Origin of the sequence: Burkholderia sp. Ac-20344 (assembly GCF_017104975.1) — a bacterium.
Lineage (GTDB): Bacteria > Pseudomonadota > Gammaproteobacteria > Burkholderiales > Burkholderiaceae > Burkholderia.
The window spans coordinates 1-21,839 of sequence record NZ_JAAGPP010000058.1 but is presented as its reverse complement, the minus strand read 5'-3'; the positions used below and the strand labels follow the sequence as shown (position 1 = coordinate 21,839).

Here is a 21,839-nt window from a genome sequence, read left to right as displayed (position 1 = left end):
TTCATGGCCAAGTTCTTTATCGATCGCCCGATCTTTGCGTGGGTGATCGCGATCGTGCTGATGCTGGCCGGCGTCGCATCGATCTTCAAGATGCCGATCGCGCAGTATCCGACGATCGCACCGCCGACGATCCAGATCCAGGCGAACTATCCGGGCGCTTCCGCGAAGACGGTGGAAGACACGGTGACGCAGGTGATCGAGCAGCAGATGAGCGGTCTCGACAACTTCCTGTACATGTCGTCGACGAGCGATGACTCGGGCAACGCGACGATCACGCTGACCTTCGCGCCGGGCACGAATCCGGACGTCGCGCAGGTGCAGGTGCAGAACAAGCTGTCGCTCGCGACGCCGAACCTGCCGCAGGTCGTGCAGCAGCTCGGCATGCAGGTCACGAAGTCGAGCAGCAACTGGCTGATGTGGTTCGCGTTCAACTCCGAGGACGGCAGCATGTCGAAGGAGGACCTGACGAACTACGTGGCGTCGCACGTGCTCGATCCGTTGAGCCGCGTGAACGGCGTCGGCCAGACGCTGCTGCTCGGTTCGCAGTTCTCGATGCGCATCTGGCTCGACCCGGTCAAGCTGACCAACTACAGCTTCACGCCGATCGACGTGTCGACGGCGATCACGCAGCAGAACGTGCAGATCGCGGGCGGCCAGATCGGCGGCACCCCGGCGAAGCCGGGCACCATGCTGCAGGCGACGATCACCGAATCGACGCTGCTGCGCACGCCCGAGCAGTTCGGCAACATCCTGCTGAAGGTCAACCAGGATGGTTCGCAGGTTCGCCTGAAGGATGTCGGCCGCGCGGCGCTCGGCTCCGAGAACTACACGTTCGACACGAAGTACATGGGGCAGCCGACGGCCGGTCTCGGTATCCAGCTCGCGACCGGCGCGAACGCACTGGCCACCGCGACGGCGCTGCGGGCCAAGGTCCAGGAGCTGTCGAAGTACTTCCCGCACGGTCTCGTCGTCCACTATCCGTACGACACGACGCCGTTCGTGCGCCTGTCGATCGAGGAAGTGGTCAAGACGCTGCTCGAAGGTATCGTGCTCGTGTTCCTCGTGATGTACCTGTTCCTGCAGAACCTGCGGGCGACGATCATCCCGACGATCGCGGTGCCGGTCGTGCTGCTCGGCACGTTCGCGATCATGGGCCTCGCCGGCTTCTCGATCAACACGCTGTCGATGTTCGGTCTCGTGCTCGCGATCGGCCTGCTGGTCGACGATGCGATCGTGGTGGTCGAAAACGTCGAGCGCGTGATGGCGGAAGAGGGCCTGTCACCGAAGGAGGCGACCCGCAAGGCGATGGGCCAGATCACCGGCGCACTCGTCGGCGTGGCGCTCGTGCTGTCGGCGGTGTTCGTGCCGGTGGCATTCTCGGGCGGCTCGGTCGGCGCGATCTATCGTCAGTTCTCGCTGACGATCGTGTCGGCGATGGTGCTGTCGGTGCTCGTTGCGTTGATCCTGACGCCGGCGCTGTGCGCGACGATCCTCAAGCCGATCCCGCAAGGGCATCACGAGGAGAAGAAAGGCTTCTTCGGCTGGTTCAACCGGACTTTCGACCGCAGTCGCGATCGCTATACGAGCGGCGTGAACCACGTGATCCGGTGCTCGGGCCGCTGGCTCGTGATCTACCTGGCCGTGTTCATCGCGGTCGGCGTGATGTTCGTGCGCCTGCCGAAGTCGTTCCTGCCGGACGAGGACCAGGGCTACATGTTCATGATCGTGCAGACGCCGTCCGGCTCCACGCAGGAAACGACCGGCAAGACGCTCGACAACATCAACACGTACCTGACCACCGCCGAGAAGGATGTGGTCGACTCGGTGTTCACGGTCAATGGCTTCAGCTTTGCGGGCCGCGGCCAGAACGCCGGTCTCGTGTTCGTGAAGCTGAAACCGTACGAGCATCGCCAGCGTTCGGACCAGAAGGTGCAGGCGCTGATCGGCCGGACGTTCGCGCACTACTCGCAGTACAAGGACGCGATGGTGATCCCGTTCAACCCGCCGTCGATTCCCGAACTCGGTACGGCTGCCGGCTTCGACTTCGAGCTGACGGACAACGCCGGTCTCGGCCACGAAGCATTGATGGCTGCGCGCGGACAGTTGCTCGGGATGGCCGCGAAGGATCCCGCATTGGCGCTCGTGCGCCCGAACGGCCTGAACGATACGCCGCAGTACAAGGTCGACATCGATCGCGAGAAGGCGAACGCGCTCGGCGTCACGGCCGCCGCGATCGACCAGACGTTCTCGATTGCGTGGGCGTCGCAGTACGTGAACAACTTCCTGGATACGGACGGCCGGATCAAGAAGGTGTACGTGCAGTCGGACGCGCCGTTCCGGATGACGCCGGAAGACCTGAACATCTGGTACGTGCGCAACAGCGCGGGTGGCATGGTGCCGTTCAGCGCGTTCGCGACCGGCCACTGGAGCTACGGTTCGCCGAAGCTCGAACGCTACAACGGCGTGTCGTCGATCGAGATCCAGGGGCAGGCGGCGGAGGGCAAGTCGACCGGCCAGGCGATGGCGGCGATGGAAGCGCTCGCGAGCAAGCTGCCGGAAGGTATCGGCTACTCGTGGACGGGCCTGTCGTTCCAGGAGATCCAGTCCGGCTCGCAGGCGCCGATCCTGTATGCAATCTCGATCCTCGTCGTGTTCCTGTGTCTCGCGGCGCTGTATGAAAGCTGGTCGATCCCGTTCTCGGTGATCATGGTGGTGCCGCTCGGCGTGGTCGGCGCGCTGCTCGCGACGATGCTGCGCGGCCTCGAGAACGACGTGTTCTTCCAGGTCGGCCTGCTGACTACCGTGGGCCTGTCCGCGAAGAACGCGATCCTGATCGTCGAGTTCGCACGCGAGCTGCAGGCGGGCGGGAACATGGGGCCGGTGCGCGCGGCGATCGAGGCGGCACGCCTGCGGCTGCGTCCGATCCTGATGACGTCGCTCGCGTTCATGCTGGGCGTGCTGCCGCTTGCGATCAGCAACGGCGCGGGCTCGGCCAGCCAGCATGCGATCGGCACGGGCGTGATCGGCGGGATGATCACGGCGACGTTCCTCGCGATTTTCATGATCCCGATGTTCTTCGTGCGAGTTCGCGCGATCTTCAGCGGCGAGACGGAAAACGTCGACGACGCATGGCGTCTCGTGCAGGGCGACCTGCAGCGCGGTCACGACGCACACGATTCGAAGGGGCAGTAACGATGCAAAAACACGCTTTGACTGCAATCGCGGTCGCGCTCTTTGCCACGGGCTGCACGATGGCGCCGCATTACAAGCGGCCCGATGCGCCCGTCGCGCAGGCGTACCCGGCCGGCGGCGTCTACGCGACGCAGCCGGGTGCGGCCGGCGCGCGCAGCGCGAACGGGCAAGCTGCGACCGCCATCGGCTGGCGCGAGTTCTTCGTCGATCCGCGCCTGCAGCGGCTGATCGAGATCGCGCTGAACAACAACCGCGACCTGCGCGTGTCGGTGCTGAACATCGAGGCGGCGCGCGCGCAGTACCAGATCACGCGCGCGGGGTTGTTCCCGACGCTCGACGGCACGGGCACCGGCAACATCCAGCGTGTGCCGCAGGGCCTGTCGACGACGGGCGCGCCGTACATCTCGCGTGCCTACAACGTCGGCCTTTCGGCGTCGTGGGAACTCGACCTGTTCGGCCGCGTGCAGAGCCTGAAGGACCAGGCGCTCGCGCAGTACCTGTCGACGTCGTATGCACGGCAGGCGTCGGAGATCTCGCTGGTGTCGCAGGTGGCTGACCAGTACCTGACGCTGCTGTCGACCGACGACCTGCTGAAGGTCACCGAGAACACGCTGAAGACGGCGCAGGACTCGTACAACCTGACGAAGCTGCAGTTCGACAACGGCACGGGCTCCGAGCTCGAACTGCGTCAGGCGCAGACGGTGGTCGAGACGGCGCTTGCAAACCAGCAGGCTCAGGCACGCGCCCGCGCGCAGGCGCTGAACGCACTGGTGCTGCTGATCGGCGAGCCGCTGCCGGACGATCTGCCGGCCGGCATGCCGCTCGACGCGCAGAACCTGCTGACGGATGTGCCGGCAGGCCTGCCGTCGGATCTGCTGACGCGTCGTCCGGACGTGATGCAGGCCGAGCAGACGCTGTTGGCCGCGAACGCGAACATCGGTGCGGCCCGCGCGGCGTTCTTCCCGAAGATCTCGCTGACGGGTGCGTTCGGCACCGGGAGCCCGACGCTCGGCGGCCTGTTCAAGGCCGGTACGGCCGCATGGTCGTTTGCGCCGCAGATCACGATGCCGATCTTCGAAGGCGGGCAGAACATCGCGAACCTGAACCTTGCGCACGTGCAGAAGCGCATCGAGATCGCGAACTACGAGAAGGCGATCCAGTCGGCGTTCCGCGAAGTATCGGACGGCCTCGCCGCGCGCGGCACGTACGACCAGCAGATCGCGGCACTGGAGCGCAACGAGCACGCGCAGCAGCGTCGTTTCGACCTGTCGGATCTGCGTTACAAGAACGGTGTCGACAGCTACCTGTCGGTGCTGACCGCGCAGACGGATCTGTACTCGGCGCAGCAGACGCTGATCAGTGCGCGTCTGGCACGCTGGACGAACCTGGTCGACCTGTACCGCGCACTGGGTGGCGGCTGGATCCAGCGCGCAGGCGAAACGCCGCGCGCGCCGGATACGCCGGCCGACTACGACAAGGCGGCCGCTTCGGTGCCTGCGTCGGCAACCGCGACGAACGGGTAAGCACGACAAAGGGCAGGGTCAAGCTATTGCCCCTGTTCGCAGAGCCTGCTCTACGCGAAAACGAAAACGCCACGAACGAAAGTCCGTGGCGTTTCTTTTTACGCAGCCGCCCGCGTTGGAAGCGGCGTTACGTTACCCCTGCTTTTCCCAAAGCGTACGGCCGAAGAACGTCAGCGTGCGATCCCATGCGATTTGCGACCACACCGGATCGAACTGCGTGCCGGCGATGCGGCCGGGGCCGACGGCCGTTTCGTTCGCGAACGCATGATGTGCGAGATAGCGATGAAATTCGAGAGCGACCTTCGCATCGGTCAGCTTCTTCTCGAGCGCATCGACCTGGTCGATCGTAAAGAAAGCGTCCTGCGTGCCCCAGTGGCCCATCAGCGGCACCTTGAGTTTCGCCGGATCGATGTAGTCGAGCGGCGGCAGCCCGTACCACGTGACGCCCGCGTCCGCATCGGCGAACTGCAGCGACAGCAGCGTGAGTGCGCCGCCCATGCAGTAACCCGTCACACCGACGCGCGAGGCGAGCGTCTTCAGGTACGTCACGGCGCCCGGAATGTCCTGTGAGGCCGCGTCGCCGAAATCGAGCCCGGTCATCAGGTGGTGCGCTTCCTCTTCCTCGACCGTCGACTTGCCGCGATACAGGTCGGGCACGAGCGCGAAGTAGCCGCAGCGCGCGAGGCGATCCGCGACGCCGCGGATCTGGTCGTTCAGCCCCCACCACTCCTGGATGACGACGACCGCGGGCGCGCCTTCGGTCTTGGCCGGCGTGGCGAGATAGCCTTGCAGTTCCTGGCCGTCCGGGCGTCGAAACGTGATCATGGAACCGGATGTTTGAGACATGAAACCGCTCCTTTTCGAAAAATGCGATGAGTGCGGCATCGGGGCCGGCCTACGGGCGCGGCGACGATCGGGCAAGCCGGGCGTCGTGGTTCCGCTCGCGTTCGTTTCGGCCGGCGCCGACCACGCGGCCATTCTATGCGCAAACACCGGCGGCCGGCGTGAACGGCGCTGTGCGGCATGTGGTCCGCAAGATCGCATCGAGCGACGCGCGCGATCCGTTCCGGGAGCGGACGACCGGTAAACGAAACACCCCGCTCCCGTTCATCGGGGCGGGGTGTTTCGTTTACCGGTCGCGTATCGGAATACGCAGGCGCGTGTCCGGCTTACTGGCCGAAATACACGGAGTCGCGGCCTTCCTGCTTGACCGCGATCGCGCGACCGGCGCGTACGCCGGCGGCGGCTTGCGCGCCATAGCCGGTTTCATCGGCGTTCGTCACGCGGGCCTGTGCGGTCTGCAGCGCGCGCGGGTAGTACGGATCGGAGACTTCGGGCTTGTAGCCGGCCTGTTCGAGCTGGACGAGTTCCGCGCGCACCTCGGCACGCGTCAGCTGACCCGACGGGTTCGATTGTGCGAATGCACCGTACGAGGCGGACAGGGCGGTTGCGGCGGCGACAGCGTAGATGAACGACTTCATGATGACCTCCGGTTTCATTGATTTCGCGCTTCGCTTGTTGCGTTCAGCGGTTGATTGCATCGTAGCGATCACGTTACCGGTCGGAAATACGCGTTCCAGCGAATAATTATTGCAACTGGGTAAACGATCTGCGCGGGCGGGTGTTTTTGTCTGATGATTGCATGGCTGTCCCGGCTTGATAGAGACCTCGAACGAGGCTTCCAGTCGGGCGATGTCGTCGATCGGCCCATGTTCGAACAACGATCAGTTAGATCGTATTCCGAAGTATTTGAACAGGGAGGTTGACACGTATCGCGCGCAAACTGCCGCGTCACTCGGTCAGGACCGCCTGCCGCTTCCTGTATTCGGCCGGCGTGATTCCGACGTGCCGGGTGAACGACCGCCTGAGCGTATCGACATTCGCGAAGCCGCATTTTGCGGCGACCTGCTTCGGCGTGTCGTGGCCGTTCTCGAGCAAGTGGCGGGCGGCCGAAATGCGGGCCGCCTCGACCCATGCGGCGGGCGTCATGCCGACTTCCGCGCGGAACAGCCGTGCGAAGTGGCGCGGGCTCATGCCTGCATGCTTCGCCATCTCCGCCACCGAATGCTCGAGTTCCGGATTCGCCGCGATCCAGCGCTGGACCTCCTGCAGTACCGAACGCCCGGCGGGGCGTGCCTCGCCCTTGCGGCTGAACTGGAGTTGCCCGCCCGGGCGTTTGAAGAACATGACCAGTTGCGCGGCGACGCGCCGCGCGATCTCGCGGCCGAGATCTTCCTCGACCAGCGCGAGCGCGAGATCGAGCCCGGCCGTGACGCCGGCGCCGGTGCGCAGTTTGCCGTCGCGCACGTACAGCGCGTCCGCGTCGACGGCGAGCGACGGATAGGCTTCGGCAAGCGCGTCGGCCGCAGCCCAGTGCGTGGTCAGGTGACGCCCTTTCAGCAGGCCGGTGGCCGCGAGGATGAACGCGCCGGTGCAGATCGAGCCGTAGCGCTTGCTCTGCACGGCCGCCGCGCGCAGCCACGCGAGCACGTCGGTGCGCAGTGCGATCCGGCCGGCGCTCGGCGCGCCGGCGACCAGCAGCGTGTCGATGCGCTCAGGAATGTCGGGAACGATCCAGTCGGGCAGCAGCTGCGCACCGGACGAACTGCGGATCGGGCCGGACTCGCTTGCAATGATCCGCAACGTATAGAACGGCTTCCCGCATTCGGCGTTCGCTTGCGCGAAGACGTCGAGCGGTGCGGATACATCGAGCAGTTGAACGCCAGGAACGGCGAAAATTCCCACGACCTTGGGCATGATCGATTGCGTGTTGTGTGGAACGTGACGGATCGCAGTATAGAGGCGCCAGCGGTGCATGGGGCGGGCGGCGGCCCCTGTTTCAGGCGTTCCTTTTGCCGCGCGGCACCGTGTCCGTCCGCCGCGCAAAATGGCAGGATTTGACGTAACACGACTATTGAAGCCAGCTATCGGACTCCGGAGAATCAGGGGTGTTTTCAATGGAGGTCGATCATGACTGAGAACGTTGCAGGCATCACCATTCCTGATAGCCAACTGACGCGCGAGATCACCGAGCTCGTTCGCGATACCGCGTCTCCTTTGCTGTTCCATCATTCCAGCCGCGTCTTCTATTTCGCGGCGCTCGCGGGCCAGCGGCGCGGGCTCAAATACGATCCCGAGCTGCTCTACTGCGGCTGCATGTTCCATGACATGGGGCTCACGCACAAACACAGCAGCGCGTGCGAGCGCTTCGAGGTGGACGGTGCCAACGCCGCCCGCGATTTCCTGAAGGGCAAGGGCATCTCGCAGCAGGATATCGATGTCGTCTGGACTTCGATCGCACTGCATACGACGCCGGGCATTCCGCAGCACATGCATCCGGTCATCGCGCTCGTTACCGCAGGCGTCGAGATGGACGTGCTGGGCCTGACGTATCCGGAATACAGCGACGTCGAGCGTGAGGCCGTCGTTCGTGCGCATCCGCGTACGCCGCACTTCAAGGAAGACATCATCCAGGCGTTCTACGACGGGATCAAGCACAAGCCCGACACGACGTTCGGCAACGTGAAGGCCGACGTGCTTGCAGACAAGGATCCGCATTTTCACGCCGGCAATTTCTGCAGCGTGATCAGGTCGTCCGCGTGGGCCGGCTGATGGTAGGGGGCACGATTCCAGGTATTGAGCGGGGATCGTGCGCGCAACGTTAAGCGTGGATCATAAATTGATCAGGAGTGCGATCATGTATGGAAAATTGCACGATCGAACGCGCGCCCGCGGGCCCACGCGAACGGCGCGACGGTCGGCGACAAGGCCAACATCCAGACGGCCGGCCCGGGCGCCCCAGCGCAGTTGCAGGACGTCTGGCTGATCGCACAGTGATCCCGGGTGCGGCACGTGCATGCGAAGGGTGCCGGCGCGTACGGCGCGTTTGCCGTGACGCACGACTTCGGCTGATACACGAGGGCGGAAATCTTCTCGGCATTCGACAATCGACAATCGGCAAGCAGACGCCCTTGTCCGTACGCTTTTCGACAGTCACCGGCGGACGTGGTGCGGCAGGCGCTGTTGGACAACTGCGCGTGTCAGATCGCCGGGATGTCGCAAGACATCCTTCAGCGGCAAATCGATAACTGTGCGAAGTCCGGGCCGGCTGATGGCGTGGGAATCGCCGCGTCACGGGCGCGGCTGGCGCAGTCATCGAAGCAAGCAAGCGAAGCGGGCTGCCGGTGCGGCATCAGTCGCATCGACGGAAAAAGGTACCCATTTATGGGGGCGTGATTCGCTGCGCCGCCAGAGTTTCAACCGATACGAGTGTTCCAATGGCATCCACGCTTCACGACGTACCCGACAGCCCCGGTGTCGGCGTGTGCTTGACGTTGTTCGACGATGTCTGCAAGGGGGGCGGACGAACGGCCGGCGAGGTCTCGCACTGGGTGTTCATGAACGACGACGAGAAACGTGCGATATGGGAACGCAGCCGGCGTGAGGGCACGGCGATGCGTTTCCGTCGTGACGGAAGGTGAATCGCCGGGAGCGGTGTTCGGGGTGACGGAGGCCGCGCTGACGAACCTATCCTTGTCCTGATCGAGCCGCTCGGCCTTGTCCGGAAGGATGGGGCGGCGGAATGGGAGCGAATGAAACCAGTATAAAAAGTTGTTACGTGACAACCGTACGATATTCTTCCGTACTTTATATACTGAAAGATTGCACCCACTCACCCAGGCGAATCGAAGATTCGCGACCACAGCAACATGCGTCCAGACGGGCGAGTCACGCCTGCCATCCGCCTCCCGCACGTTCCCGGCAAAACGCCTATAATAGTTGGGCAAATTGCCGGGAGAGGTCATGAGCACGATTGCTTTTCATCCTTCGGGCGTCGCGCATCCGCGTCAGGCCGAATTCACGATTCTCGAGCAGCTGCTGGCGATCCCCGTCCGATCGGGGGCCGATCTTGCCGAGCTGGCGAGCGCACGCGTCGACGTCTCGGTGATCGACCGGCTGTCCGAGCGCGGGCTGAAATCGGACGAGCTGGCCTTCATCATTCCGCGCCGCACGCTGAGCCATCGTCGCCAGGCGCACGAACGCCTGTCGCCGGAGGAATCCGACAAGGCGATCCGTCTCGCGCGCATCGTCGCGCAGGCGACGGCCACGTTCGGCGACCAGGACAAGGCGATGGCATGGCTGCGCAACGGGCTCCAGCGCTTCGGCGGCCGCACGTCGCTCGACATGGCGAGCACCGAGCATGGCGCGCGGCTCGTCGAGGAAGTCCTCACGCAGATCGACGAGGGGTACTTCGCTTGACGACGCTGTGGCGGATCAGCAATTTCGCCGACCTGAAAGGCATCGGCGGGTTGCGCGCCGGCGGGCGCTGGCATTTTGCCGGGCAGCCCGTCGTGTATCTCGCCGAGCATCCGGCGCTCGCGCTGCTCGAGACGCTCGTTCATTTCGAAATCGCCACGGTCGCGCAATTGCCGAGCGGATACCAGTTGCTTCGCATCGAGGTGGCCGATTCGGTCGATATCGCCGAAATCGCGGAGGGCGACGCGCCGGATGACTGGCGAACCAACGTCGACTGGACCCGCAGCGCCGGCACCGAGTGGCTGCACACGCAGCCGAGCGCGCTGCTGCGCGTGCCGAGCGTCGTCGTGCCGCACGCGCACAACTTCCTGCTGAATCCGCTGCATCCCGCCGCTTCCGCGGCCCATATCGCGGAAGTCATGCAATCCCCGTACGACACCCGGATTCTGCGGCTGATCGAGTCGAAGCCAGACAAATAACCGGACGGCACGCGGCGGTCCGTGCCGAGCGCGGGATCAGCGCTCGCGTGCGGCGCGATCCGCGGCCGCGTCGGGCGACAGCGTCTGCCGGATGCGCGTAACAGTTCGCGTACTGACGAGACCGAGCATCGCACTGACGTCGGCATGCGCGTGGCCGGCGAGCAACTGGCGGCGCGCATACGTATTCCGCAGCACGCGCGGGCTCATGTCCGCCGCGTGGAAGCCGATCGCGGTCAGCGCGTCGCGCACCACGAGCAGCAGGAACATATCGTTCATCGCACCACCGCCGCGCGGCGCGGGAAACAGCAACGCGGATGCCGGCGCGCCTGCCGAGCGCGCGCGCCAGGTACCGAGCGGCGCCAGCGCGAATTCGGCGAGCGCGATCCGGCGTGCCGGCCGTGCGCGATCGCGCGGCACGGATAGCGCAGGCGGCCGCGCGTCGAGATCGGGCGCGTCGTGCGTCGCCGCGCGTATCTCGGCCGACGTGATGCCGCTCGCAAGCAGCAACGCGACGATCGCGCGATTCCGGCAGTCGGCCGGCATGTCGCCCGGTCGCGGCTGCACATGGCGCTGCAGCGCCGCGTCGGCATCGGGCGACAGGTAGCACGGCTCGGGCTCGCCGTCCGGCCAGGCGAGATCGCGCGTCGTCCGGCCGGCCGGATGGATCGTGCGCACGCCGGCTTCGACCAGATGCCGGCCCAGCCGGTCGATCAGCTTCGCGTAGCGCACGCGGGTCGACGTGCCGGGCGCGCAGGTGCGCTCGAGTTCCGCCAGGAAGGCCGCGACGTGGTCGGGCCCGAACGTGGCCAGCGACACGCGTTGTGCGATCAGATGGCGCAGGAACCGTTCGAACATCGCGACGTGCTGCACGACCGATCGCGGTGCGAACGGCCGGCGGTCCGCGCCGGTCGCGGCGGTTTCCTGCCACGCGCGGAAGGCGCCGACGGGGTCGTGAATCCAGCGATTCGTGTCCATGCACGAGTTATAGCCGGACGCGGTCACGCCGGCAATCGTCCCGATGCCTTTCCGGCCGCCCGGCCCGATGCAGGCTGTGCGTCAGTGCGCGACACGCGTGTCGTCGATACTGTCGTTGTTCATCGTCAGGTAGACGAGCACGAGCAGCAGCGTGATGAAGAAGCGGAACGCGTCCGGCACGCCGTTCCATTGCTTCGACATCCACATGCCGAACCACTCGCCGCCGACCGACATGAAGGCGACCTGCCACGTGAGGAAGCCGAGCGTCAGGCCGGCGATCGCATACGTCTTGGCCGCGCGGAACGCAGTATCGCCGTCGCGCCGCGCGCGCAGCAGACGGATTCCGCCGATCCAGCACAGCACGGCCGTCAGCGTTTCCATCGAGATGATGCCGATATAGCCGGCGTGATGAACCCACGTCGTGCCGATCGCGCGATACATGATCCCGTTGCCGGGGAACGTCGTGTCCATCAGGAACACGTGATGCACGAATGCGAAATTCGTCGCGTAGTCGGTGATGTTCCCGAACGCGACGAGCGATGCGAAAAAGGCCATGGCAAGCACCATGGCTGCCTTGGAAAGACGAACAATCATCGTGGACTCCGAAATGAATGAGCAGGAGAAAGCGCGACAAAAGCGCGACCGCGCGGCGATCAGCCGGCGTTCGGGGCGATACCTGCGCGAGTGTATCCGGCGGGGCCGGCGGTTTGCGTGCGTGGCACGGCGGCGCGGAGATCGGGACTGGAAAACCTGAAGCCGGGGCGGCGTCGAGGAGACGCACGCGCCGGCTGGATCGAGTGCCCGCGCCAGGAGGGAGCGGCGATTGTCGGTCGAACCGCGGGTGTCGTCAAGCAAGCGCCGTCGGGCAGCAAAATAAGGACGTCGCGACTTAACGACATCGGTCACGCAAGCGCATCGCACTGCGATGCAGTGCAACACGCGAACCCGCACGCAACGTCCGGTCGCAATACGTCATTCCCTTATTGCGAAAAAAATTGTGTTCATGGGACTATCGAACGCGTTGCCGGCGCACCGAGGGGGCGCAGGCAGCGTGATGTCCATCGCAACGACCCACAAGAACATCGGCTGACAATGAACAGAACAGCGATTTTTCCGTATGCGTCCGCGTTGCTCGCGGCGGCCCTGTTGACGGCATGCGGCGGCGACGTCGAGAACGAAGCAGGCCGCACGCCGGCACCTTCTACCGACGCGAGCTGCCTCGCGGTCGACAACAGCGGCGCGACGGTCGTGGTGGGCTCGAACCAGCCGGGCGACCCGTCGCTGCCGGAAGCGTCGTCGGGCTATCGCACCGGGATGAAGCCGGTCTATGCGAAGACCTATCTGGTGGCCACGTCGAACGCGTACGCGAGCGCGGCCGGTTGCGCGGTGCTGAAGAAAGGCGGCACGGCCGCCGACGCGGCGGTTGCCGTGCAGGCCGTGCTCGGCCTGACCGTGCCCGAAGCGACGGGGCTCGGGTCGGGCGGCGTGCTGCTCTACTACGACGCGCGCGGCAAGACGCTGCAGGCGTACGACGGCCGGGAAACCGCGCCGGCCGCCGCGACGGAGAACTACCTGCGCTACGTCGACGACGCGACCGACCACTCCGTGCCGTTGCCGAACGCACGCGCGAGCGGCCGCTCGATCGGCACGATCGGCGTGCCGAGGCTCATCGAGGCGCTGCAGCAGGATCACGGCCGGCTGCCGTGGCAGAACCTGTTCGGCGATGCGATCACGCTCGCGACCAACGGCTTTCCGATCGGTGGCCGGCTCGCCGACGCGATCGCGGCGAACGCCGCGAACCTGAAACGCGACCCCGAGGCCGCCGCGTATTTCCTGAACGCCGACGGTTCGCCGAAGACGCTCGGCACCGTCCTGAAGAATCCCGCGTATGCACACACGTTGACGCTGATGGCGCAGTCGGGCGCGAACGCGCTGTACACCGGGCAGATCGCGCAGGACATCGTTGCGAAGATCGCGACGACGAAGGGCGCGGACGGCTCGACGCTCACGCCGGGCAAGACGACCGTCGCGGATCTGGCCGCGTACCAGGCGAAGCGCCGCGATCCCGTGTGCACGACCTATCGCAGCTACTGGGTGTGCGGAATGCCGCCGCCGTCGTCGGGCGGCATCGCGGTCGCGTCGGCGCTCGGCATTCTCGAGAATTACGACCTGAAGTCGCTGAAGCCGACGGCGATCGATCTCGAAGGCGGCAAGCCGACCGTCGCGGGCGTGCACCTCGTCACCGAGGCCGAACGCCTTGCGTATGCCGACCGCGACAAGTACGTGGCCGATACGGATTTCGTGCCGCTGCCGGGCGGCACGTGGAACACGCTGCTGAACAAGCCGTACCTGAAATCGCGCGCGGCGCTGATCGACACGACCAAGAGCATGGGCACCGCACAGCCCGGCAATCTCGGCGCGGTGCCGCTTGGCGTCGACACGACGCTGATCGAGCACGGCACGAACCAGTTCACGATCGTCGACGGCGACGGCAACGTGCTGAGCGCGACGACCACGGTCGAATCGAGCATGGGCTCGTTCCACATGACCAACGGCTTCCTGCTGAACAACCAGTTGACCGATTTTTCCGCGAACCCGGTCGATAGCGCGGGCAATCCGGTGGCCAACCGTCTGCAACCGGGCAAGCGGCCGCGTAGCTCGATGGCGCCGACGATCGTGTTCGGGCAGGCCGCGGACGGTTCGCGCGGCGATTTCGTGATGGCGACCGGTTCGCCGGGCGGCGGCACGATTCCGCAATACGTGGTCAAGACGCTCGTCGGCGCGCTCGACTGGGGCCTCGATGCGCAGCAGTCCGCGGGGCTCGTCGACTTCGGTGCGAGCAACAGCCCGACGACCACGATCGGCGGCGAGCATCCGAACGTCAACACGGCGAACAACGGGGCGAACGATCCGCTGATCACGGGGCTGCTCGCGCTCGGGCACAAGGTGTCGACGTCCGCGCAGGCGAGCGGCGTCAACACGGTGATGCGCGTGACGGTCGGCCAGTCGCCCGCGTTGCAGGGCGGTACCGATCCGCGGCGTGAAGGCGTCGTGCTCGGCGATACGTTCCGGCCGTAACCGGGCGGAACGCACGCGGCCCCGAACTCCCCGTATTCACCCACGGGCGGTCGGGGCCGCGCATCGCGAAGGCGTCGCCATGACGAACGCGCATCTGCTTGAAATGGACGCCATCCTGTCGGTACCGGGCTTTTTCGATTTCCTCGGAGACCTCGATTGCGACCGCGCGCTCGACAGTCGCGATGCCGAGCCGTTCGATGCACAGTGGATGGCATCGTTCGACGAAATCGACGGCGATCCGGGTGCAGCGGCCGACCGGCCGGCCGTGGACGCGCTGAGGGAAAAGGCGTTCAAGCTCGCGTTCGGTGCATCGGGGAACGCCGCTGTTGCAGCGTGCGTGTCCGACGACATCGAGCTGATCGCGAGAAGCCGGTTGTCGGGCTGCGCTGATGGCTGGCCCACACGCATCCTTTGGAATGCTTATGGAAGCGGCCGGTTTCCCTGCTAGCCGTTTTGCCGGCCTGGTTCCCGATCCGTGGCGATCGGCCGCGTCACCGTCGCGGAATGCTCCGCGCGGCACGCCACCACGCTCATCCCGTCCGTCGGCACATACCGTCCCGATTCCGCCGCGAGTCCCCGATTGTCAAACACTGTGAGTCAATCGTCAGCATTTGCAACGGAAGTAACAGTCCCCGCAAATCAATCGTTTTGCGCGTCCGCGCCGCTACATTAGCTCCACCTGCCGCACGTCGCGGCGAGGCATGCGACAAGCCGCACGAAGGCGGCCCGCAGCAACAACGTCTTTGGGGAGAATGACCATGAACACGATTCGTACGATTCTGGTGGGTGCTGCACTGACGGCGATGGCGACTTCGGCTGCGTTTGCACAGACGGCCCAGACCGGTGCCCAGGGTTCCGCAGGTGTCGGCGCGCAGGTCCAGACGCCGCTGCTCGGCGGCGGCGTGGGCGTGCAGGCTGGCGCCGGCGCGAATGCGGCAGGCTCGGGTTCGGGCGCGGGCAATGTCGTGGGCGGCGCGCTGAACGGCGTCGGCAAGACGGTCGGCGGCGTCGGCTCGGCAGCCGGCAACGCGGTCGGCGGTGCGACGCAGGCGGTCGGTTCGGCAGCGGGCACGGCGAAGGATGCCGCCGCATCGGCCGTCCACTCGACGAAAGCGCACGTGAAGCACGTCGCAGGCACGGCGAAGAGCCACGCGCAAGGCGCGGTGTCGACGGCAGGCGACGTCGCCGCAGGCGCGAAGGCTAAGGCCGGTGAGGCGCTCGAAGGCGCGACGAACTCGGTGCAGGGCGGCGCATCGGTCGGCGTGAAGGGTTCGGCGTCGGCACAAGGCGGCGCGCTGTAAGCGTCACACTTCCCGTCACGGCCCGGCCCGCTTCGTTGCGGGCCGGGCTTTTTCTATTGGCGCGCGCGGCGCGCCGTTCATCCCATCCTCGATACAGGGATGCGTCGAATGCGTCGACGTTCGCCACCGATCCGGCGACGCGACGCGCACGGGCGCCTTGCCTGATGCCCGCCGGCACGGGCCCGCAACGGGCGGCGTGCGCACGCTCTGCCCCCTGCCCATTGCCCGCCCGCCATGCTTAAATAGCGGGGCTCCCGGTTGCCGGGCCGCCGCGATTGCGGCGCCGGCCGATACGGGCCAGCATGTCCGATCGACATCGTGACGACAGACGACACCAAAACGCCGTTCCGGCCAGCCCGGCGCGGCCCGATAACATTCCGAGGCCTCACGTCATGACCCTCCTGTTCCGCCTTCTCGCGCTCGCCTGCGCGCTCTGGCTGGCCGCCTGCGCAGCACCGCCCCCGCCGTCCGCCAGCGCTGGCGCGCCCGCCGCCGCACCGGACGCCAGCGAACGCCGCGGGCTCGGCACTGCGTGGGGCGAGTCGGTGCGATCCGAAACCCGCCATGTCGATTTCGAACGCGCGGATCCGGCGAAGCCGACGGATCTCGCGTCGGTCTACTACAACGATGCGTTGCCCGGCCGTCCTCCCGCGTCCCAGGTTCGCCGGTTGCCGACCCGCGTCGCGCTCGCCAACGGCGACATCGCGCTGTCGTTCACGGACGAAAAGGGCGCGCCGCTGCGTCTCGCGCGCAGCGACGGCCGCTGGCACATGGCGGGCGTCGAAGGTTCGCGCTACATGATCGTGCTGCGCAACCAGGGGCGCCGCACATTCGAGGTCGTGTCGAGCGTCGACGGGCTCGACGTGCTGTCGGGGCGGCCGGGCAGCTATACGAACGGCGGCTACGTGCTGTATCCGGGCCGCACGCTGACGATCGAGGGCTTCCGCAAGAGCCGCGACGAAGTCGCCGCGTTCCGCTTCGCGGCTGTGCCCGACAGCTATGTCGCGAACTCGAAGTACGGCGATGCCGCGAACGTGGGCGTGATCGGCGTCGCGCTGTTCGCGCAAAAGGAGAACGAGGAAGCGCTGCGCCGCAACGCGAATCCGTTCCCCGGCAATGACAACGGCTATGCACCGCCGCCGGTACCGCGCGGCGAGTGACGGCACGTCGTGGATCGGTCGCGTGCGTGGCGACGAACGATGCACGCGGCGCGATCCTGAATCGGGGCTGCCGGAGCGGCATGCCGGCGTATGCGATGCGCTTCACGACAATCCTGCGCGATTCATGCGGACACGAATCAGCCCGACGAAATCGATCGCGTTGAAGCTCGTGGCGCTGGCGCTGCTGGCCTCGAATGCCGCCGTTGCCTTCGCCGAAACGCCGGCGCCCGAATCGGTGCGGCTCGCCAACGGACACGAGATCGAATGGACGCGCCCGAGGTTGGTCGAGTTCGATGCAGCGCGCCACACGAAATCGGCGCTGAGCGTGCCGGCCGCGTTTCGCCGCGCGTTGGCCGATGCATCGAGCGTTGCGTTCCCTTCGGACCGATCGAAGCGGATCGACGGCAACGACTACCTGCTGGTCGTCGCCAACCGCTCATCGAACACCCGTCCGACCGGGTATTGCGGCGCGGGCGAAGAAGGGGCGCTGTACGTGCTGCAACTGCGCGGCGCCCGTGCGGTGCCGCGTTTCTCGCTGCCGGTTCAAAGCTGCCTCGACTCCGTTTCGCTCGAAACCGATGGTGGAGCGCAATCGCCCTACCTGGCGATCGCGTGGCGCGACGGCCCGGCCGGCATCGACATCCGGTGGGAATATCGCGCGCACGGCGGTGCAACGCATCGTTTCTATCGTTTCGCGAACGGCACGTTTGTCGAGGCCGAGGTTCCGCAGTAGCACGGCCTTGCCGCGGTACGATGGCCGTTCGAATGCGCATTGCGTGCTGTCCCACCATCCGGTCCGACGGAGAGCCTCATGTCGTTACCCGCTTTCAGGTACCATCCCGACCCGCTGGCAACGGGCAGCGTGGTTCGTTCGGACGCGCGTTGCGTGTGTTGCGGCGATGCACGCGGTTACGTGTACGCCGGCCCCGTGTACGCGGTCGACGAGTATGAGCAATGCATCTGCCCGTGGTGCATCGCCGATGGCTCGGCGCACGCGCGGCTCGATGCAGCTTTTACCGATACGTACGGCATCGGCGGCGGCGAATGGGACGAAGTGCCCGACGCGGTCGTCGACGAAATCGCATGCCGCACGCCGGGCTTTCAGGGCTGGCAGCAGGAACGGTGGTGGACGCATTGCGGCGATGGCGCGCAGTTCATCGGCCGTGCGGGCGCCTGCGAACTGACCGCGCTCGGCCCGCGGGCCGTCGCGTCGATTCGGGAATCGACCGGACTCGACGAGGGCGCCGAGTGGAAGCGTTTCTTCGCCGCACTCGACAAGGACGGCTCGCCGACAGCGTATATGTTTCGCTGCATCCATTGCGGTGAACTCGGCGGCTACCAGGATTGCGACTGATGGCCTGGCTGGCGGCATCGCGCGGCGATCGCAGGCCCCATCGTCATGAAACAGAGGAATCTTCGTGAAGTTCATCCACGCGGCAGACATACACCTTGACAGCCCGCTGCACGGCCTGAGCGCGTATTCGGACGCGCCGGCCGCGCAGTTGCGCAACGCGTCGCGCGAGGCGCTGCGGCAACTCGTGGATCGTGCGATCGAAGAGGAAGTCGCGTTCCTCGTGATCGCCGGCGACCTGTACGACGGCGACTGGAAGGACCACAACACGGGCATCTTCTTCGGCCAGCAGATGGGACGCCTGCGCAAGGCCGGCATCCGCGCGTTCGTCCTCGGCGGCAACCACGATGCCGAAAGCGAGATGACGAAGAAGCTGACGCTGCCCGACAACGTCACCGTGTTCGGCCACCGCAAGGCGGAAACCTACAAGCTGCCTGAATTCGACGTCGCGCTGCACGGGCAGAGCTTCAAGGACAAGGCCGTCGTCGACAATCTCGCGATCGGTTATCCGGACCCAGTACCCGGTTACTACAACATCGGCGTGCTGCACACGGCACTCGAAGGCTATGCGGCGCACGCGAACTATGCGCCGTGCACGCTCGCCGAACTGCACGCGAAAGGCTACGACTACTGGGCGCTCGGCCACGTGCACGAATTCCAGCAATGGTTTGGGCCGTCCACGGTGGTGTTTCCCGGCAACCTGCAGGGGCGCCATATCCGCGAGACGGGCCGCCGCGGCGCGGTGCTCGTGACGGTCGAGCAAGGCCGCACGCAGGTCGAGCGGCTGTATCTCGACGTGCTGCGCTGGGAAGCTGTGTCGGTCGATGCGTCCGATTGCTTGACCGTCGCCGACCTGTCGAGAAAGATCGGCCAGTCGCTGGAAGCGCTGCTGACCGTCGACGGCCATGTGCCGCGCGCGGTGCGCGTGACGGTCACGGGGCGTACGCCCGCGCATGGTCTCTTTTTCGGCCGCGCGCCGCAGTTGCGCGCGGAGGTGCTGAACCAGATCGGCATCATCGGCAACGAGCGGCTGTGGCTCGAGAAGGTCCGGCTCGCGACGTCCGCGGCCGATCATCAGCCGGGCGAAAGCGAGCAACTCGAAGCGCTGGAGGACCTGAAGCAGATCCTGGCCGACGCCGCGCGCGATCCGGATTTCCTCGAACTGCTCGAACGCGACCTGAAGCCGTTCGTCGGCAAGGTGCGCAGCGACGTGAAGGAAGAGGTGCCGTTGTTGACGATGGCGCGCGCGGGCGAGCTCACGGCGCTGGTCGAGCAGGTCGGCCCTGCGTTGCTTGCGCGGCTGGCGAGGGGGGAGTAAGCGATGCGGATCAATCAGCTCGATCTGATCAAGTACGGCAAGTTCACCGACGAGACGCTGCGTTTCCCGTCGGCCGGCGAGGATTTCCATGTGATCGTGGGGCCGAACGAGGCCGGCAAGTCGACGATCCGCACGGCGGTGTCGGAACTGCTGTTCGGGATGAAGCTGCAGACGCCGCTCGATTTCCTGCACAGCACGCCCGAACTGCGGATCGGCGGCGTGCTCGAGAGCGGCACGGGCGAACTCGCGTTCCACCGCGCGCGCGGGCGCAGTCCGCTGCGCACGCCCGCCGACGACAAGCTGCCCGACGACTATCTGGCCGCCGTCCTCGACGGCGCCACGCGCGAATTCTTCGAGCAGATGTTCGGACTCGATCACGGGCGTTTGGTCGACGGCGGCCGGAGCATTCTCGATGCGTCCGACAAGCTCGGCCAGGTGCTGTTCGAATCGGCTGCCGGGGTCGGCAGCCTCGGGCCGGTGCGTGAGGAGCTCGATGCGCGTTCGGTCGAGCTCTGGGCGCCGCGCCGTAGCGGCAGCGCGTTTGCGCTCGCCGAAACGTCGTTCAACGAAGCCGTGACCGAACTGAAGACGGTGCAGGTGCGCACGCGCGACTGGGTCGAACGCAAGGACGCGCGCGAAGCGGTCGAACAGCAGATCGAGCAGGCGCGCGCGGAACAGCGCCGGCTCGAAGCGCTGCGCTCGAAGCTCGAACGTGTGCGACGGCTGGCGCCGTACCTGAAGGAGCTGACGGTCAAGGACGCGGCGCTGGCGGAGCTGGGTGCGGTCGTCGAGTTGCCGCCTACCGCGTATGCGGATCTGCTGAAGGCGCAGGGCGATCTCGCGGCCGAACAGAAGGTGCTCGAGGAACGGCGTGCCGACCTGCTCGCGAAACGGCAGGCGCGCGATGCGATCGACGCCGACGCCGACACGCTGGCGCTCGAAGCCGACATCGAAGCGCTCGATCGGCTGCGCGGCGCGTGCATGAATCACGCGCAGGATCTGCTGCTGCTCGGCGCGGACGTCGAGCGGCACCTGTCCGCCGCGTTTGCAGCGGCCGCCCAACTCGACTGGCCGACGGACGAAGCGTCGCTGCGCGCGTCGCTGCCGACGGCGTTGTCGCTGAAGACCGTCGCGAACCTGCTGCGCGAACACGGTGCGTTGCACCAGGCGCTGGCCGGCGCGCGCGAATCGCTCGACGAACGCACGCGCGAGCTTGCGCAGGTGCAGGAACAACAGGCGCGCCTGTCGACCGTCGAAGTGCCGGAAACGCTGCGAGCGGCGTTGGCCGATGCACAGGGCTTTCGCAACAGCGGCCAGCGCGAGCAGGCGCTGGAACATGAAATCGCCGCCGCCGAACGCACGCTGTCCGGTGCACTCGATGCGCTCGGCCAGTGGCGCATGCCGGTCGACGCGCTGCGGGCGCTCGACGTGCCGTCGGCGGCGCGGCTCGGCGCGCTGCTGAAGGAAGACAGCGAACGCGCGAGCGCGGCCGCGGCTGCACGCGACGCGCGGGACGGCGCGCTCGAAGAACTCGAGCGGCTTGAACTGCAGGAGAAGCACTTCGCGGAGAACCACAAGGTCGTCACGACCGCCGACGTGCTGGCGGCGCGTGCGCGGCGCGACGGCGCGTGGGGCGATATCCGCAGCGGCACGGTCGATGTCGTCACCGGTGCACCGGCGGTCGACGACGCGATTCGCCTGGCGGACGAACTCGTCGATGCGCAGCTCGGCGCAACGCAGGCGGCGGCGACGTTGCAGTCGCTGCGTCAGCAGGTCGAATCCGCGCGTGCCGGTGTGGCGCGCAGACAGGCCGCGCTGGACGAGCGCGAGCGTGAGCTCGCCGTGCATCGCGACGCATGGGCCGCGCTCGCGGCGACGGCCGCGGTGCCCGGCATGTCGCTGGCGGCGATGGGCGACTGGCTTGCGAAGCGCGACGCGGTGTTCGCCGCGCAGGCCGATCTCGACCGGCAGCGCCGCGAATTCGACACGATTCGCGCCGCACGGGCCGGTGCCGAAACCGCGTTGCGCGCGGCGCTGCGCACCGTGTCGCGAGGCGGCGAGTCGGACGGCCTGGCGGCGCTCGTCGCGATCGCCGAGACCTTCGTACAGTCGGCCGAGAAAGCGCTGGCGCAGCAGGACAGCCTAGAGGATCGCGCGCGGGAAGCCGAACGCGGATGCGCGATGGCGCAGTTGCGCGCCGGCCACA

General features: G+C 66.5%; 19 protein-coding genes and 1 pseudogene. 15 read left to right on the top strand and 5 right to left on the bottom strand.

Annotated elements, in window-relative coordinates:
• The first annotated feature begins 3 nt into the window (after positions 1-3).
• Together G3N64_RS19020 and G3N64_RS19015 are read left to right on the top strand one after the other, a co-directional pair.
• The gene (locus G3N64_RS19020; protein WP_205785317.1) at positions 4-3,192 is read left to right on the top strand and encodes an efflux RND transporter permease subunit; all 3,189 of its coding nucleotides are present in this window, start codon (positions 4-6) and stop codon (positions 3,190-3,192) included.
• 2 nt (positions 3,193-3,194) lie between these two features.
• Positions 3,195-4,715 (top strand): efflux transporter outer membrane subunit, encoded by a 1,521-nt coding sequence (locus tag G3N64_RS19015; protein ID WP_205785316.1) that lies wholly within the window; start codon positions 3,195-3,197, stop codon positions 4,713-4,715.
• Between the two features lie 132 nt (positions 4,716-4,847).
• Here the strand turns inward: G3N64_RS19015 and G3N64_RS19010 are convergent, their stop codons facing one another.
• The 3 genes from G3N64_RS19010 to G3N64_RS19000 form a co-directional block, all read right to left on the bottom strand.
• Positions 4,848-5,561, bottom strand: a complete 714-nt coding sequence (locus G3N64_RS19010; protein ID WP_205785315.1) for a dienelactone hydrolase family protein — start codon at positions 5,559-5,561, stop codon at positions 4,848-4,850.
• Positions 5,562-5,884: 323 nt separating this feature from the next.
• Positions 5,885-6,196: a DUF4148 domain-containing protein gene (locus G3N64_RS19005; protein ID WP_241021092.1), complete on the bottom strand. Its 312-nt coding sequence runs from the start codon at positions 6,194-6,196 to the stop codon at positions 5,885-5,887.
• A 310-nt stretch (positions 6,197-6,506) separates the two neighbouring features.
• Positions 6,507-7,472, bottom strand: coding sequence for a GlxA family transcriptional regulator (locus tag G3N64_RS19000; RefSeq protein ID WP_205785314.1), 966 nt, complete (start codon positions 7,470-7,472; stop codon positions 6,507-6,509).
• Positions 7,473-7,685: 213 nt separating this feature from the next.
• Here G3N64_RS19000 and G3N64_RS18995 point away from each other — a divergent pair, with 213 nt between their 5' ends.
• The 5 genes and pseudogenes from G3N64_RS18995 to G3N64_RS18980 all read left to right on the top strand — a co-directional run bounded on the left by G3N64_RS18995 (position 7,686) and on the right by G3N64_RS18980 (position 10,450).
• Positions 7,686-8,327 carry an HD domain-containing protein gene (locus tag G3N64_RS18995; RefSeq protein WP_011349307.1) on the top strand — a complete coding sequence of 214 codons (642 nt, stop codon included), beginning with the start codon at positions 7,686-7,688 and terminating at the stop codon, positions 8,325-8,327.
• 162 nt (positions 8,328-8,489) lie between these two features.
• A pseudogene (locus tag G3N64_RS39790) lies at positions 8,490-8,737 on the top strand (catalase); the annotation flags it as partial.
• Positions 8,738-8,992: 255 nt separating this feature from the next.
• The gene (locus tag G3N64_RS18990; RefSeq protein ID WP_205785313.1) at positions 8,993-9,196 is read left to right on the top strand and encodes a DUF1289 domain-containing protein; all 204 of its coding nucleotides are present in this window, start codon (positions 8,993-8,995) and stop codon (positions 9,194-9,196) included.
• 322 nt (positions 9,197-9,518) lie between these two features.
• Positions 9,519-9,974: an antitoxin Xre/MbcA/ParS toxin-binding domain-containing protein gene (locus tag G3N64_RS18985; protein ID WP_205785312.1), complete on the top strand. Its 456-nt coding sequence runs from the start codon at positions 9,519-9,521 to the stop codon at positions 9,972-9,974.
• A complete protein-coding gene (locus G3N64_RS18980; protein WP_205785311.1) occupies positions 9,971-10,450 on the top strand; it encodes an RES family NAD+ phosphorylase in 480 nt (159 codons plus the stop codon). Before G3N64_RS18985 ends, G3N64_RS18980 begins: the two co-directional genes overlap by 4 nt.
• Positions 10,451-10,486: 36 nt before the next feature.
• On the opposite strand, the gene G3N64_RS18975 is transcribed toward G3N64_RS18980, so the two are convergent.
• Both G3N64_RS18975 and G3N64_RS18970 read right to left on the bottom strand, forming a co-directional pair.
• On the bottom strand, positions 10,487-11,425 hold the full coding sequence (locus G3N64_RS18975; protein ID WP_205785310.1) for a site-specific integrase: 939 nt from the start codon (positions 11,423-11,425) through the stop codon (positions 10,487-10,489).
• Between the two features lie 81 nt (positions 11,426-11,506).
• Positions 11,507-12,019: a DUF2165 domain-containing protein gene (locus G3N64_RS18970; protein WP_205785309.1), complete on the bottom strand. Its 513-nt coding sequence runs from the start codon at positions 12,017-12,019 to the stop codon at positions 11,507-11,509.
• A 498-nt stretch (positions 12,020-12,517) separates the two neighbouring features.
• Here G3N64_RS18970 and G3N64_RS18965 point away from each other — a divergent pair, with 498 nt between their 5' ends.
• The 8 genes from G3N64_RS18965 to G3N64_RS18930 form a co-directional block, all read left to right on the top strand.
• Positions 12,518-14,503, top strand: a complete 1,986-nt coding sequence (locus G3N64_RS18965; protein WP_205785308.1) for a gamma-glutamyltransferase family protein — start codon at positions 12,518-12,520, stop codon at positions 14,501-14,503.
• A gap of 103 nt (positions 14,504-14,606) precedes the next feature.
• A complete protein-coding gene (locus G3N64_RS18960) occupies positions 14,607-14,951 on the top strand; it encodes a hypothetical protein (protein ID WP_241021090.1) in 345 nt (114 codons plus the stop codon).
• A 310-nt stretch (positions 14,952-15,261) separates the two neighbouring features.
• Positions 15,262-15,804, top strand: coding sequence for a hypothetical protein (locus G3N64_RS18955; RefSeq protein ID WP_205785307.1), 543 nt, complete (start codon positions 15,262-15,264; stop codon positions 15,802-15,804).
• 392 nt (positions 15,805-16,196) lie between these two features.
• Complete coding sequence (locus tag G3N64_RS18950) at positions 16,197-16,964, top strand: hypothetical protein (RefSeq protein ID WP_205785306.1); 768 nt, start codon at positions 16,197-16,199, stop codon at positions 16,962-16,964.
• A 124-nt stretch (positions 16,965-17,088) separates the two neighbouring features.
• The gene (locus tag G3N64_RS18945; protein WP_205785305.1) at positions 17,089-17,697 is read left to right on the top strand and encodes a hypothetical protein; all 609 of its coding nucleotides are present in this window, start codon (positions 17,089-17,091) and stop codon (positions 17,695-17,697) included.
• Positions 17,698-17,775: 78 nt separating this feature from the next.
• A complete protein-coding gene (locus tag G3N64_RS18940) occupies positions 17,776-18,318 on the top strand; it encodes a CbrC family protein (protein ID WP_205785304.1) in 543 nt (180 codons plus the stop codon).
• A 64-nt stretch (positions 18,319-18,382) separates the two neighbouring features.
• Entirely contained in the window at positions 18,383-19,633 is a 1,251-nt protein-coding gene (locus G3N64_RS18935) for a DNA repair exonuclease (protein ID WP_205785303.1), read from the top strand.
• 3 nt (positions 19,634-19,636) lie between these two features.
• The coding region (locus G3N64_RS18930; protein WP_205785302.1) for a YhaN family protein at positions 19,637-21,839 on the top strand (2,203 nt) is incomplete at its 3' end.

Bases quoted from the DNA above. Each gene is read 5' to 3' on its own strand.
- G3N64_RS18945 (WP_205785305.1), top strand. From the start codon at position 17,089: ATGCGGACACGAATCAGCCCGACGAAATCGATCGCGTTGAAGCTCGTG.
- G3N64_RS18985 (WP_205785312.1), top strand. From the start codon at position 9,519: ATGAGCACGATTGCTTTTCATCCTTCGGGCGTCGCGCATCCGCGTCAG.
- G3N64_RS18970 (WP_205785309.1), bottom strand. From the start codon at position 12,019: ATGATTGTTCGTCTTTCCAAGGCAGCCATGGTGCTTGCCATGGCCTTT.
- G3N64_RS19020 (WP_205785317.1), top strand. From the start codon at position 4: ATGGCCAAGTTCTTTATCGATCGCCCGATCTTTGCGTGGGTGATCGCG.
- G3N64_RS18990 (WP_205785313.1), top strand. From the start codon at position 8,993: ATGGCATCCACGCTTCACGACGTACCCGACAGCCCCGGTGTCGGCGTG.
- G3N64_RS18950 (WP_205785306.1), top strand. From the start codon at position 16,197: ATGACCCTCCTGTTCCGCCTTCTCGCGCTCGCCTGCGCGCTCTGGCTG.
- G3N64_RS18975 (WP_205785310.1), bottom strand. From the start codon at position 11,425: ATGGACACGAATCGCTGGATTCACGACCCCGTCGGCGCCTTCCGCGCG.
- G3N64_RS19015 (WP_205785316.1), top strand. From the start codon at position 3,195: ATGCAAAAACACGCTTTGACTGCAATCGCGGTCGCGCTCTTTGCCACG.
- G3N64_RS18965 (WP_205785308.1), top strand. From the start codon at position 12,518: ATGAACAGAACAGCGATTTTTCCGTATGCGTCCGCGTTGCTCGCGGCG.
- G3N64_RS18960 (WP_241021090.1), top strand. From the start codon at position 14,607: ATGGACGCCATCCTGTCGGTACCGGGCTTTTTCGATTTCCTCGGAGAC.
- G3N64_RS19000 (WP_205785314.1), bottom strand. From the start codon at position 7,472: ATGCCCAAGGTCGTGGGAATTTTCGCCGTTCCTGGCGTTCAACTGCTC.
- G3N64_RS19010 (WP_205785315.1), bottom strand. From the start codon at position 5,561: ATGTCTCAAACATCCGGTTCCATGATCACGTTTCGACGCCCGGACGGC.
- G3N64_RS19005 (WP_241021092.1), bottom strand. From the start codon at position 6,196: ATGAAGTCGTTCATCTACGCTGTCGCCGCCGCAACCGCCCTGTCCGCC.
- G3N64_RS18995 (WP_011349307.1), top strand. From the start codon at position 7,686: ATGACTGAGAACGTTGCAGGCATCACCATTCCTGATAGCCAACTGACG.
- G3N64_RS18955 (WP_205785307.1), top strand. From the start codon at position 15,262: ATGAACACGATTCGTACGATTCTGGTGGGTGCTGCACTGACGGCGATG.
- G3N64_RS18940 (WP_205785304.1), top strand. From the start codon at position 17,776: ATGTCGTTACCCGCTTTCAGGTACCATCCCGACCCGCTGGCAACGGGC.